This window comes from Micromonospora sp. LHW51205, assembly GCF_003315815.1.
Classification (GTDB): domain Bacteria; phylum Actinomycetota; class Actinomycetes; order Mycobacteriales; family Micromonosporaceae; genus Micromonospora; species Micromonospora chalcea.
Genome location: NZ_QMEZ01000001.1, coordinates 1,135,467 through 1,148,411, shown reverse-complemented (window position 1 = coordinate 1,148,411; position 12,945 = coordinate 1,135,467). Strand labels below are relative to the sequence as shown.

Genomic DNA, 12,945 nt, shown 5'->3' with positions numbered 1-12,945 from the left:
TCTTAACGCATTCTGCATAAGAAGGGGCCCTTCCTAACGCCTGCGTGCGGCTACTCCCGCCAGCCGGTCAGCTCGACGCCCTTGGCCAGCTCCACCCGGAAGCCCAGCGCGATCTCGCCGCTCTCGCCCGGCGCGAGCGACAGCCGCCAGGTCAGCTCGCCCAGCTCCGTACGCTCGGCGGGCGGCGGCGTCAGCATCGTCTCGCGTACCACCACCGACTCGTCCCGGGACACCGGCAACTGGTCGCGCACCTCGACAGTGGCCGGGCGGGGCGTGTGGTTCGCGACAGTGATCCGGTACTCCACCTCCCGCCGCCGCGTCGACCCGAGCGTCGCCCTGCTCTCGGTGCGCCGGTGCAGCTTCCGCTCCACCCGTACCCGGTCGTCGACCCCCAGCGCCAGCTCGGTCTCCTCGCCCGGCGCCCACATGGTCAACCGCGTCGCCGCGACGAAGTCCGCGCCGTGGAACACCGACGCCGGGCCGGGCAGCAGCGTGTGGTCGGACGTGTTGCGTACCGTCGCCCGCAGGTGCGCCTCGGCGGCACGTACCGGCACGCTGACGTGGTCCAGCCGGGCCGGCAGCTCCAGCGCCGCGACCGTCACCCGGTGCGCGCTGCCGTCGGCCGGCACCACCACCGGCCGGGCGGGCCGGTAGGTCGCCGCCGTGACGCCCTGCTCGACCTCGGCCACGTTCTCCCGCACGGCCGGCCGGACCGCCGCCGACCGGGCCGCGCCGGCCCGGCCCGGCGGCGGCGCCGCGCCGGGCGCCGGGGGCGGCACCATGCCGTCGAACGACGCGGCTGACACGGCCATCGGCGGCTGCGGGCGGAGCCGGTCGAGATACCAGGGCGACAGTTCGGGTACGCCGCTCGCCGCCGCCGGGCGGGCGGTGGAGAGCAGGAGTTCGCACTCCGGCCAGTCCTCCCCGGTGTCCTGGCTGACCAGCCCGAACCAGGTGACGGTCATGGTGTCGCCGACCAGCCGCAGGTCGTAGGAGGGGGTCCAGCGGGCGCCGTCCACCAGGTAGGTCAGCTCCAGCTCCACCTCGGCGTCGTCGGCGTCCACCGAGACCGACACCTCGGCGGCCAGCCGGTCCGGCGTCCGCTTGCCGCGCGCCGCCGCCAGCTCGCGGTCGACGGCGGCCAGCTCCTCCGCCAGGTCGGTGCGCCGCCGGGCCAGCCCGCGCCGCCGGGCCCGGGACTCGGCGAGCTGACCGGACACCGACTCGGTGAAGGCCGCGACGTCGGCCGGGGCCGCGTCGCCGGCGGCCAGGGCCCGGGCGTACGTGCCACCGGCGCGCTCGGCCAGCCGGGTGAGGAACTCGCCGCGCTGGGCCTCGATCGCGTCCGTGTCCTCGACCTCGGCCACCTCGTCGGCGAGTTCCCGCCGCCGCCGTTCCAGCTCGACGACCTGCGCGTCGGTGCTGCGGGCCTGCCGGTGGGCGGTCACGTCGACACCGAGCACGGTGGCCGGGCCGTGACCGCCCACCCGGATCGAGTCCCGCCGCAGGCCCAGCGGGAGCGGCGCGACGCGTACCCGATGTTCCCCTGCGGCGAGCCGGAGGCCACCCCGGCGGGTGACCCGCGCGCGGTCCGGGTAGACGGTCACACCGACGACTGGCGCATCGATCTCCACAGTGTTCACGGGCGCGAGGGTAGTTCAGCCGCGCCCACCTCGGGGCTACCCAAGGTGCAGCCGCTGGTCGACGGCGAGCGTCGCCAGTTCGCGCGCGGTGAACGGCAGCGGGGACGCGGATGTCTGCCTGTCGTACGCGCCCTGCGCCACGAAGACCACCATGCCGTCGGGGTGCCGGTAGGCCGCCCACTGGTCGAACCGGTCGTCCGCGCCGGGACGAACCACCACACCCACAGTCGCGTCGCCGACGGTCATCGGCTGGCACTCGCCCCCCATGCCCCCCATGCCCCAGAACGCGCGCGCCAGGCCACACGGTTCGGTCGGCAGCGGGTTCCCCGGTGTGTGCACCTCGGTGAGCAGGCGTCCCCTCCACGTCCCCTTCGCCACGTCGACCGAGGCCGTGTAGCTCCACAGCTCGGCGCCGTCGGCCCGTCCGATGAAGTTGGCCTCGTGCGTGCCCAGCGTCTCCTTCCCGGTCTTGCTGGAGACGGTCTTCTCAGCGGTGTAGCCGGCGGGCACCACTGTGACGAGCTGGTCGAGCAGCAGGACGGCCTTGTGGTACCGGGTGCCCGCCCGCGCGGTGCGGTCCTCCTGGGGCAGGCCGTCGGGCCCGGTCGGCATCGGCTCGGCGCTGTCGTCCGGCGACGGGGCGGTCTGCGGCAGCGCGGCGGGCGGGCGTCGGTCGCCGCCGTCCGGGGTGGCGAGGGCCACGACACCCGCGACGGCGAGTACCGCCGTCGCCGATCCGGCACACGCCCGGATGACCCGGCGCCGGTTGCGTGCCCGGCGGGCGGAGCGCAGCATGCCGTCCGTGCTCGGTCGCGGCGGCGCGGCGACGCCGAGCATCTCGTCGCGAAGCGCCTCGCGCAGCTGGTCTCCGTTCATCGTTGCCCCTTCTCGCTCGATGAGTGCATGGGTGACAGGAGGCCGCGCAACGTGTCCAGGCCCCGGGCGGACTGGCTCTTCACCGTTCCCGGCGAGCAGTTCAGCAGCGCCGCCACCTCGTCGACCGGCAGGTCCTCCCAGTAGCGGAGGACCAGGACGGCGCGCTGCCGGGGCGGTACGGCGGCGAGCGCCTGGAGCACCACGAGCCGGTCCTCGGACGGACTCGCGGGCGCCGGTGGATCGGCGTCGGGCGTGCCCACCCGTTCCCGCCGCCACCAGCCCCGCCGCCGTTCGTCGAGGAAGGACCGGACGATGATCTGGCGCACGTAGGAGTCGAGCGCGTCGTGCCGGTCGACCCGGTTCCAGACCAGGTACAGCTTGGTGAACCCGGTCTGGACCAGGTCCTCCGCGCGGTGCCAGTCACCGCAGAGCAGATACGCGGTGGCGCGCATGGCGCGGTGCCTCGCCGAGAAGTACTCCGCGAACGCCGTGTCGCGATCACTCATCCGGACCTCCGATCAGATTCGGGATAGTCACGCCAGGTGAGGCTCCCGGGGTTGCTCGAAGCCCGGAGGAATCCGCGTCGCCGACGGTCAGCCGCGGAAGCTGCGCGCGAGCAACCGGAGCCCGTCGGGCACGTCGGCGGTGCCGACGGCGCCGTAGCCGAGCACCAGACCGGTCGGGCCGGGCGGGCCCGCCCGGTAACCGGCGATCTCGCGTACCGTGACGCCGGCCTCCGCCGCCCGGGCGACGACTTCCGGCAGGTCGACGCCGGTCTCCGGGCGCAGCCGCGCGCACAGGTGCAGGCCCGCCGTCGACGGCACCGGGTCGAGCCAGTCGGCGAGGTCGGATCGCAACGCGGCGTCGATCAGGTCGCGCCGCTCGGCGTACACCCGGGTCGCCTTGCGGATGTGCCGGGCCAGTTCGCCGGAGTCGATGAACCGGGCCAGCGCGGCCTGAGTGGTGTGGTCGCCGTGCCAGTCGGTGAGCTGCCGGGCGGCCAGCAGCGCCGGGCGAAGCGACGCCGGGGCGACCAGGAAACCGAGGCGCAGCATGGGCAGCAGGGTCTTGGAGAACGTGCCGACGTAGACGACCTTCCCGGCCCGGTCCAGCGTCTGCAACGGGTCCAGCGGGCGGGCCGAGAAGCGGAACTCGGTGTCGTAGTCGTCCTCCACGACCACCGCGTCCCGGGCCGCCGCCCAGTCCAGCAGCGCCGCCCGGCGGGCCGGGGACATCCGGACGCCCAGCGGGAACTGGTGGGACGGGGTGACGTAGACCAGCCGCGCGTCGCCTGGTAGCGCGCGAACGTCGAGGCCCTGGTCGTCGACGGGCACCGGCACGACCCGCGCGCCGTGGCCGGCGAACAGCCGCCGGGCGGGGGGATAGCCGGGCTCCTCCACCGCCACCCGGTCGCCCGGTTCGAGCACCACCCGGGCGATCAGGTCCAACGCCTGCTGGGCGCCGTGGGTGACGACGACGTCCTCGGGCGCGGCCCGTACCGCGCGGGCGAGTCCCACGTAACGGGCGACGGCGGTACGCAGGCCCTGGTGCCCGGCCGGGTCGGCGTATCCGCCCCGGATCGTCGCGGTGCGCAGTTCCCCGGCGACCAGCCGCCGCCAGGTGGCCAGCGGGAACAGCCCGGTGTCAGGGGTGCCGGCCCGGAAGTCGTGGCCCGGTCGGGGCGCGGCGGTGGGGGCCGGCGCGGCGGACGCCCAGAACCCGCGCGGGCGTACGCCACCGGCCGGTGCCGGACGGGTCCGGGCGCGGGCGACCGGCTCGCCGGCGACGAACGTGCCCGCGCCGACCCGGGCGGTGAGCAGGCCCTCGGCGGTCAGCCGCTCGTAGGCGACGGCGACCGTGTTGCGGGAGACGTCGAGCCGCCGGGCCAGCTCGCGGGTCGGTGGCAACCGTTCGCCGGGCCGCAGCCGGCCGTCCAGGATCGCCTCCAGCAACTGCCTGTGGATCCGGGTGGCGCGGTCGCCGGGGCCGGCCAGGCTCACGTGTACGTCCACCGCGACGACCCTACATTGGCCCAATCGAATCGCCTGGAATCGGCGCTTCTGTGAGCCAATCCGCAGGTCTTGGATGGAGGAAGGAGCACGGCGAACGGGGGACGAGCAATGACCGATGTCGACACCGGCCGCCGGGTCCGGGTGCTGGCCCTGGCCCAGCTCGCCAACTCGGTGGGTGACGGCGCGTTCTACGCCTGCTCGGCGCTGTTCTTCATCCGGGTGGTCGGGTTGTCCCCGGCGCAGGTCGGGATCGCCCTCACCGTGGGATGGTCGACGGGCATCCTCGCCGGAGTGCCCGCCGGCCAGCTGGCAGACCGCTACGGCGCGCGGCGGATGACAGTCGTCTTCGCCGTCGCCACCGCCGCCGCACTCAGCGGCTTCCTCGTGATCCGTTCCTTCCCGCTGTTCGTGCTGCTCGCATGTTGCTACGCCGCCTGTCAGGCCGGGCTCACCGCCAGCCGGCAGGCGCTGCTGGTCGGGCTGATCGAGCCCGCGCGGCGCACCGCGGTACGGGCCCGGTTGCAGTCGGTCTCGAACGCCGGCCTGGCCGCCGGGGCCGGGCTGGGCGCGCTCGTGCTCTGGGCGGACAGCCGCCCGGCGTACCTGTCCGCCTTCGCGCTCGACGCGGCGAGCTTCCTGGCCGCGGCCCTTCTGGTGCGCCGGCTGCCCGAGGCGGCGGCGCCGGTCCCGGCCGGATCCGAGCCGGGCCGGTTGGCCGTGCTGCGCGACCGCCCGTACGCGCTGATCACCCTGCTGAACGCGGTGATGTGCCTGAACATGCCGCTGCTGAGCCTGGCGTTGCCACTGTGGATCGCGGAACGGACCGACGCCCCGGCGCCGATGGGCGCGATCGTGCTCACCGTGAACATGCTGTGCGTGGTGCTGTGGCAGGTCCGGGTGGCCCGCCGGGTGACCGATCCGGGCACGGCGGCGCGGGCCAGCGGGCACGCCGGTTGGGTGCTGCTTGTCGCTTGCGGCGCGTACGCGGTCTCCGGGATGGTCGGCGGCGCGTGGGTGGCCTCGGCGGTGCTGCTGGGCGCGGCACTGGTGCAGGTGTTCGGCGAGATGGTGCAGGCGGCCAGCGGCTGGGAGGTCGGCTTCACCCTGGCCCGACCCGACCGGCAGGGGCAGTACCAGGGCTTCTTCGGCATGGCGCCGCAGCTCGCCCGGATGCTCGGCCCGGTGCTGCTGACCTCGTTGCTGCTCGGCTGGGGCACCCCGGGCTGGCTGGTGCTCGGCGGGCTGTTCGTGCTCGCCGGCCTGGCGATGCGGCCGGCGGTACGCCTCGCCGAGCGCCGCCGGGCCGCCGCCGAGGTGTGGATCCCCGCTCCGGTACCGGGCTCGACCGGCACTGAGGGGTCCTCCACCACGTTGCGGCGAGGCCGCTGAGCCGTCGCGCACCTACGGGAGGCGATCAGGGCGGATATCTGGCACGGTGGGTAGAAGTGTGGTGCCGTCGGCGGCGCGGTAGAGGGGGCGTGGTGGAGTTCTCGGTGACGACCCGGCAGGGGCGCGTCGGCCCGGTGATCGAGGTCGTCGGCGATCTGGACATGGCCAGCGCGCCTCAGTTGCGTGACCGGCTGCTCGAGGTGGTGGAGACCGGTGCGCGGACGGTGGTCGTCGACCTGACCCAGGTCGGATTCGTGGATTCCAGCGGCTTGGGCGCGCTGGTGCTCGTCTACAAGAACCTGCGGGAGCGCGACGGCTGGCTCGGTCTGGCCGTCGTACGCCAGTCGATCCGCAACGTCTTCTCGATCACCTCGGTGGACCGCGTCATCCCGCTCTTCGGCACGGTCCGCGAGGCCGAGGACGGCTCACCGACGGCGGTGCGCTGAGCGCTCCTCGTCCGGGCTGACGCGGGCGCTGTCCGCGCCGGCGGTGCTGCGGCGTGGCCCGTGGCCGCCGTACCAGTCGACGACGAGCAGTGTGGCGTCGTCGGCCAGAGCCGGCCCGGCGATCTCCAGCATCGCGTCGGACAGTGCCCGGACCGCCTCGCGGGGATGCAGGTGGGCGAGGCGGAGCAGGGCGGCGGCCAGGTCGAGGTCCGCGGCGTTGCGTTCGCGCATGCCGTCGGTGACCACCACCAGCCGGTCGCCGGGCAGCAGCGGTAGCTCCGCGCTGCGGTAGCTCTCGCCGGGGAACATCCCGAACGGGAAGTTGCCCGGCAGTTCCACGGGTACGACCCGGCCGTCCCGGACCAGCAGCGGCGGGACGTGCCCCGCGTTCAGCAGCTCGCAGCGCCCGGTGGTCAGGTCGATACGGCCCAGCACGGCGGTGACGTACGCGCCGCGTACGTTGGCGTGCTCCGCGACCGCCCGGTTGGCCTCCTCGGCCTGCGCGACGAGACCGAGGCCGCGCCGGCGGGTGTTGCGCAGGCTGCCCACGCCGAGGGTGGCGGTGAGCGCGCTCGCCACGCCGTGGCCCATCGCGTCGGTGACGCTGAGGTGCAGCAGGTCCCGGGCCAGGCTGTAGTCGAAGGTGTCGCCGCCGACGCTCGCGGCGGGTTCCAGCCAGCCGGAGAGAGCGAAGGCGCCGGCCTCGCAGGTGAACGAGGCGGGCAGCAGGCGGCGCTGGATCTCGGCGGAGAGGGTGAACGGGGTGGTGCGCTGTCCCCACTCGAACAGGTCGGTGTGCCTGCGGTTGGCGATGACCACGAACGCCAGCGCGTGCGCGGTACGGGCGACCCAGTTCACCACGTCGCCGTCCGGCTCGTCGGGCAGGTCGATCTCCAGCAGGCCGATCGCCTCACCGCGGTCGGTGACCGGCGCCAGCACGGTCCACGTGCCGTCGCCGGGGACGACCTCGGGGGCCTGCTGACGGAGGGTGCGTTCGTAGGGCCCGCCGTCGAACGGGAGGACCTCGGCCTCCTCCTCGCCGTGGCGTCGCCCGGCGCCGCCGCCGTCCGGCTGGTGGGTCAGCCGGACCAGCGCGCGACCGCTGAGGTCGGCGATCAGCAGCGAGACGCCGCGCGCGTTCAGCGCCGTGGCGATGACGCCGGTGACGGCCTCGACCGCCTGCACCGGGGCGGCGTCCTCCGCCGACTGCAACATCCCGGTCAGCACCGCCTGCTCGCTGTCCTCCACCCCTTGAGCATATTCAGCGGGCAGCACGGCCGCCTTGTGAGCGAGACCGGGGGCCGGCGGGTCACCGCCATCGACCGGCCGGTATTGCATATAGTTGGCAACTACAGAAGAGTGGCGGTAGCGGGCGCTCGGGCACGCGATGATCGATCCTCGCCGGAGCGCCCGCCCGGCTGCCATCCGCAGACGAGTGTTCGAGGGGTTGCCGGTGGCGATCAGACCCAAGCCCGTACGCGTGGCAGCGGTGCTCGCCGCCGCCCTGCTCGTCGCCGCCGGCTGCTCGTCACCCACGGCGTCGACCGGCGGCCCGGGCAACTCCGGCACGCTCGTGGTCGCCACCGCGGGCGAGCCGGACACGCTCAACCCGGTGCTCAACTACGGCGTCGACGGCGCGTCGCTGATCTTCGACGGGCTGGTCGCCCGGGACGCCCGCAACGACCTGGTGCCCGCCCTGGCCCGCGAGCTGCCCACCGTCTCGGCGGACGGGAAGACAGTCACCGCGAAGCTGCGCGAAGGCGTGCTGTTCCACGACGGCAGCCCGCTGACCGCACAGGACGTGGTGTTCACCTACCAGGCGGTGCTCGACCCGGCCGTCGACTCCACGCTGCGGTCCGATCTGGACATGCTCGCCTCCGTCACCGCGCCCGGCCCGGCGACGGTCGTGTTCACGCTGAAGTACGCGTACGCGCCGTTCCTGCAACGGCTGGCGCTGGGGATCGTCCCGGCGAAGGCGTTCGCCGGGCAGGACATCAACAAGGCGGCCTTCAACCGCAAGCCGGTCGGCACCGGCCCGTACCGGTTCACCTCCTGGACCCCGGGTGACCGGCTCGTGCTCGCGGCGAACGAGACGTACTGGGACGGCAAACCGGCGAACTCGGGCGTGGTGGTGGCGTTCGTCGCCGACGACAACGTCCGCGCCCAGCGGATGCGGGCCGGCGAGTTCGACGCGGCGGAGCTTGCGCCGAAGCTCGCCTCCGGCTTCGAGAGCCGCGACGGCTACCGGGTGCACAAGGTGCCGACCGCCGACTACCGGGGCGTCATGCTGCCGATGGGCAACCCGGTCACCGGCGACCCCGCGATCCGGAAGGCGCTGAACGTCGCGGTGGACCGGCAGGCCATGGTGACCGGCGTGCTCGGCGGCGCGGGGGAGCCCGCGTTCGGGCCGGTGCCGCCCACGTCGGAGTACGCCGAGCCGACGATCGCCGGCAAGCCTGGCGCCGACGTCGCCGCCGCCACGGCGGAGCTGGACGCCGCCGGGTGGAAGCCCGGCCCGGACGGCATCCGGGTCAAGGACGGGCGGCAGGCCGCGTTCACGATCCTGTACCCGGCCACCGACAGCCTGCGCAAGGAACTCGCACTGGCCGTCACCGCCGACGCGAAGAAGGTCGGCATCACTGTCACCCCGGAGGGCCTGACCTGGGACGCGATCACGCCGCGGATGAAGCGCGACGCGCTGATCATGGGCTACGGCACGCCGTACGATCCGGACTTCGTCACCTACAAGCTGTTCAGCTCGGCCTTCGCCGGGCAGGGCTTCTTCAACCCCGGCTCGTACCGCTCGGCGGTCACCGACGCCGCGTTGCAGGCCGGCCGGGACAACGCCGACCCGGCCGCCCGTAAGGCCGCGTACGCCACGTTCCAGAAGCAGCTCGCCGCCGACGTGCCGTGGGTGTTCCTCACCTACCTCCAGCACACCTACGTGCTGAAGGACGCCGTGACCGGGGTGACGCCGCGGGTCGAGCCGCACGAGCACGACGTCGCCAACAGCATCTGGTGGAACGTGCACACCTGGACGAGAGAATCGTGACCGGACGGCGGCGGCTGGCCGGGGCGGGCACTGTGGTCCGGCGGCGGCTGCTGGTCGCCGTGCCGGTGCTGGCCGCCACCAGCATGGGCATGTTCGCCCTGGGCGCCGCCTCCCCGATCGACCCGGCCCAGCAGTACGCGGGCGCGGCGGCGTTCACCACCAGCGAGGAGAACCTGGCGCAGATCCGCGCCAACTGGGGTGTCGACGACCCGCTGCCGGTGCAGTACGCCCGCTGGGTCGGCAACCTGCTGCGGGGCGACCTGGGCTGGTCCACGAGCCGGCACGAGCCGGTCACCTCGGTGCTGGCCTCCCGGGCCGGATGGACGCTGCTGCTCGTCGGCACCGCGCTGGCCCTGGTGCTGGTGGCGAGCGTGCTGCTGGGCACGCTGGCCGCGTACCGCCGTGGCGGCTGGTTCGACCGGGCGCTGCGCGCCGTCGCGTACGCCGTGCAGTCCATGCCGGTGTTCTGGATCGGCCTCGCGGCGATCGCCGTGTTCGCGCTCAGCCTCGGCTGGCTGCCCGCCGGCGGGCTCACCGACATCACCGCCACGAGCACCGACCCGGCCGACGTGGCCCGGCACCTGGTGCTGCCGGTGACGGTGCTGGCGATCTCCCAGGCCCCGTGGTTCGTCCTGTTCGTCCGTGACGCGGTCGCCGAGAGCCTGCGCGACGACCACGTCCTGGCCGCCCGCGCCCGGGGACTGCCCGGCCGGGTCGTCCTGTTCGGACACGCGCTGCGTACCGCGTTGCTGCCGTTCCTCACCCTGGTCGGCACGCACCTGCCCGAACTCGTCGGCGGCGCGGTCCTGGTGGAGACCGTGTTCTCGCTGCCCGGCCTCGGCGCGGTCACCGTCGAGGCGGCGCTGGGCGCCGACTTCCCGCTGCTCGCGGCCACCACCCTGGCCACCGCCGTCGTGGTGCTGACCGCGAACCTGCTCACCGACCTCGCCTACGCCGCCGCCGACCCCCGGGTACGCCTCGATGACTGACCTCGCCCTCCCCGCGCGCGTCCGGCGCCTGCGCCGCCCCGGCAGCGCGGGCACGACAGTCGCCGTCGTGGTGCTCGCCGGTGTGGTGGCCGCCGCGCTGCTCGCCCCGGTCCTGTGGCCGCTGGACCAGAGCGCCGTCGACCTCTCCCGTACCCGGCTCGCGCCGTCGGCCGACAACCTGGCCGGCACCGACGACCTCGGCCGCGACGTGGCGTTGCGCAGCCTCTACGGCCTGCGCGTCTCGCTGCTTGTCGGCGCGGTCGCGGCGCTCGTCGCCGCGGTCATCGGCGGGCTGGTCGGCGCGCTCGCCGGCAGCGTCGGCGGCTGGGTCGACCGGGCGCTCATGCGCGTCGTGGACACCGTCGCCGCGCTGCCGCACCTGCTGCTGGGCATCTTCATCGTGGCGATGCTGCGCCCCAGCCTGGGCGCGGTGATCGCGTCCATCGCGTTGACACACTGGCTGTCCACCGCCCGGATCGTCCGCTCCGAGCTGCTCAGCCTGCGCAACCGGCCGTTCGTGGACGCCGCCATCTCCGGCGGCGCGAACCGGGCCCGGGTGCTCACCCGGCACCTGCTGCCGCACGTGCTGCCGCGCCTGGCGCTGGCGACCACGCTGATGGTGCCGCACGCCGTCTGGCACGAGACCGCGCTGTCCTTCCTCGGCCTCGGCCTGCCGCCGCACCTCGCCTCGATCGGCAACATGATCAACGACGGGCAGCGGTCGCTGCTCACCGGCGCCTGGTGGGCCAGCATCGTGCCCGGCCTCCTGCTCGTGGCGGCCACGCTGGCGCTCGCCGTGCTCACCGGCCGGTGGCGCGACCGCCTCGACCCGCGCGTACGGGCGGAGCTGCAGCTGTGACCGCCCCGGCGCTGCTGACCGTCGACGGGCTGACCGTCCGCTTCCGGCTGCGTGACGCGCTCGTGCACGCCGTCACCGACCTCAGCCTCACGCTGCGGCCCGGCGAGCTGCTGGCGGTGGTCGGCGAGTCCGGGTGCGGCAAGTCCGTCCTCGCGCACGCCCTGCTCGGCCTGCTGCCGCGCAACGCCACAGTCACCGGGCACGCCCGCCTACGCGCGCCGGGACGCGACGACGTCGACCTGATCGGCGCGGGGGAGCGGCACCTCGCCCGGCACGTACGCGGCCGGGGCGTCGGGCTGGTCCCGCAGAGTCCCGCCACCGCGCTCACCCCGGTACGGACCGGGCGGAAGCTGCTGGAGGAGACGCTGCGCGCGCACGGGCACACCCGCCGCGACGCGCCGGCCGCCGCCGACCGGATTGCCGCCGACGTCGGCCTCGACCCGGCCGATCTGGACCGGTACCCGCACGAACTGTCCGGCGGCATGGCCCAGCGGCTCGCCACCGCGCTGGCGCTCGCACCCGACCCGCCGGTGCTGCTCGCCGACGAACCCACCACCGGCCTGGACCGGCCGCTCGTCGACCACACGCTGGACCTGCTGCGCCGCCGCTGCGACACCGGCGCGGCCGTCCTGCTCATCACGCACGACCTGGCCGCCGCGCGCCGCGTCGCGGACACCGTGGCCGTGATGTACGCCAGCCGGATCGTCGAGCACCGCCCCACCGGGGCGCTGTTCGACGCCCCGGCCCACCCGTACACCGCCGGGCTGCTCGACGCGCTGCCCGACCGCGCGTTCGTGCCGGTACCCGGCCACCCGCCGGCGCTCACCGACCTGCCCGGCGGCTGCGCCTTCGCCCCGCGTTGCGCCCGCGCCACCGACACCTGCGCGACAGTGCCCCGCCTCGACGCCGAGGGCGCGGGCCGGGTCGCCTGCCACCATCCGCTGCGCGAGGAGGTACCGGCATGACGGTCACGGTTCCGGACGCCACCGACGCCGTCGCCCCGGGCGCCGCGCCGGCCGCCGGGCTCGCCGCGCACCAGGTCTCCGTCGCGTACGGCCGGCAGCGCGTCCTCGACCGGGTCGACCTGCGCATCGCCCCCGGCGAGACGGTCGGGCTACGTGGACCGTCGGGTAGCGGCAAGTCCACACTCGCCCGCGTCCTCGCCCTGCTGCACGCACCGGACAGCGGGCACCTCACGCTCGACGGGAGTCCCGTCCGGGGCGCCCGGCACCGGCTGCCCGCCTCCGTCCGCACGCGTGTCGCGATCCTGTTCCAGAGCCCGCGCGCTGCCACCGACCCGCGGCTCAGCCTCGCCGACATCGTCGCCGAGCCGCTACGTGCCACCGGCACGCCGCGCGAGCAGGCCGCCGCCCGTACGGCGGAACTGGCCGACCTGGTCGGGCTGACAACCGACCTGCTGACCCGCCGCCCGCACGCGGTCAGCGACGGGCAGCTGCAGCGCGCCTGCCTCGCCCGCGCCCTGGTGCACCGGCCGGACTACCTGCTCTGCGACGAGGCCACCGCGATGCTCGACGCCTCCACCCAGGCGCACGTCGCCGCCGTCATCGGCGACTACCAGCGCCGGCAGGGCGCCGGGGTCCTGGTCATCACCCACGACCCGGCGCTCATGGCCCGCTGGGCCACCCGGGTGGTGGACCTGCCGGCGGCGTGACGTCGCG

12 protein-coding genes are annotated in these 12,945 nt (G+C 74.6%); 7 read left to right on the top strand and 5 right to left on the bottom strand.

Annotation, left to right across the window (positions count from 1 at the left end; genetic code table 11):
* Positions 1-50: 50 nt before the first annotated feature.
* The 4 genes from DQE82_RS05340 to DQE82_RS05325 form a co-directional block, all read right to left on the bottom strand.
* Positions 51-1,643 (bottom strand): DUF4139 domain-containing protein, encoded by a 1,593-nt coding sequence (locus DQE82_RS05340; RefSeq protein ID WP_113972125.1) that lies wholly within the window; start codon positions 1,641-1,643, stop codon positions 51-53.
* A gap of 36 nt (positions 1,644-1,679) precedes the next feature.
* The gene (locus DQE82_RS05335) at positions 1,680-2,519 is read right to left on the bottom strand and encodes a hypothetical protein (RefSeq protein WP_064448593.1); all 840 of its coding nucleotides are present in this window, start codon (positions 2,517-2,519) and stop codon (positions 1,680-1,682) included.
* Positions 2,516-3,025, bottom strand: coding sequence for a SigE family RNA polymerase sigma factor (locus DQE82_RS05330; protein ID WP_043327033.1), 510 nt, complete (start codon positions 3,023-3,025; stop codon positions 2,516-2,518). Before DQE82_RS05330 ends, DQE82_RS05335 begins: the two co-directional genes overlap by 4 nt.
* A gap of 87 nt (positions 3,026-3,112) precedes the next feature.
* On the bottom strand, positions 3,113-4,531 hold the full coding sequence (locus DQE82_RS05325; protein WP_113972124.1) for a PLP-dependent aminotransferase family protein: 1,419 nt from the start codon (positions 4,529-4,531) through the stop codon (positions 3,113-3,115).
* Positions 4,532-4,639: 108 nt separating this feature from the next.
* On the opposite strand from DQE82_RS05325, the gene DQE82_RS05320 reads away from it, so the two are divergent.
* Together DQE82_RS05320 and DQE82_RS05315 are read left to right on the top strand one after the other, a co-directional pair.
* Positions 4,640-5,920, top strand: a complete 1,281-nt coding sequence (locus tag DQE82_RS05320; RefSeq protein ID WP_113972123.1) for an MFS transporter — start codon at positions 4,640-4,642, stop codon at positions 5,918-5,920.
* Positions 5,921-6,024: 104 nt separating this feature from the next.
* Positions 6,025-6,366, top strand: coding sequence for an STAS domain-containing protein (locus tag DQE82_RS05315; protein ID WP_231915651.1), 342 nt, complete (start codon positions 6,025-6,027; stop codon positions 6,364-6,366).
* On the opposite strand, the gene DQE82_RS05310 is transcribed toward DQE82_RS05315, so the two are convergent.
* Positions 6,346-7,614, bottom strand: coding sequence for a PP2C family protein-serine/threonine phosphatase (locus DQE82_RS05310; protein ID WP_199495941.1), 1,269 nt, complete (start codon positions 7,612-7,614; stop codon positions 6,346-6,348). The genes DQE82_RS05315 and DQE82_RS05310 overlap by 21 nt on opposite strands.
* A 205-nt stretch (positions 7,615-7,819) precedes the next feature.
* Between DQE82_RS05310 and DQE82_RS05305 the strand changes: the two genes are divergently transcribed.
* The 5 genes from DQE82_RS05305 to DQE82_RS05285 are packed head-to-tail and all read left to right on the top strand — an operon-like array spanning position 7,820 to position 12,938.
* Positions 7,820-9,418, top strand: a complete 1,599-nt coding sequence (locus tag DQE82_RS05305; protein WP_113972367.1) for an ABC transporter substrate-binding protein — start codon at positions 7,820-7,822, stop codon at positions 9,416-9,418.
* The gene (locus tag DQE82_RS05300) at positions 9,415-10,407 is read left to right on the top strand and encodes an ABC transporter permease (protein ID WP_043327026.1); all 993 of its coding nucleotides are present in this window, start codon (positions 9,415-9,417) and stop codon (positions 10,405-10,407) included. Before DQE82_RS05305 ends, DQE82_RS05300 begins: the two co-directional genes overlap by 4 nt.
* Positions 10,400-11,266 (top strand): ABC transporter permease, encoded by an 867-nt coding sequence (locus DQE82_RS05295; RefSeq protein WP_113972122.1) that lies wholly within the window; start codon positions 10,400-10,402, stop codon positions 11,264-11,266. The genes DQE82_RS05300 and DQE82_RS05295 overlap by 8 nt, the downstream gene beginning before the upstream one ends.
* The gene (locus DQE82_RS05290; RefSeq protein ID WP_064448589.1) at positions 11,263-12,231 is read left to right on the top strand and encodes an ABC transporter ATP-binding protein; all 969 of its coding nucleotides are present in this window, start codon (positions 11,263-11,265) and stop codon (positions 12,229-12,231) included. Before DQE82_RS05295 ends, DQE82_RS05290 begins: the two co-directional genes overlap by 4 nt.
* Complete coding sequence (locus DQE82_RS05285) at positions 12,228-12,938, top strand: ABC transporter ATP-binding protein (RefSeq protein ID WP_064448588.1); 711 nt, start codon at positions 12,228-12,230, stop codon at positions 12,936-12,938. The genes DQE82_RS05290 and DQE82_RS05285 overlap by 4 nt, the downstream gene beginning before the upstream one ends.
* Positions 12,939-12,945 lie beyond the last annotated feature (7 nt).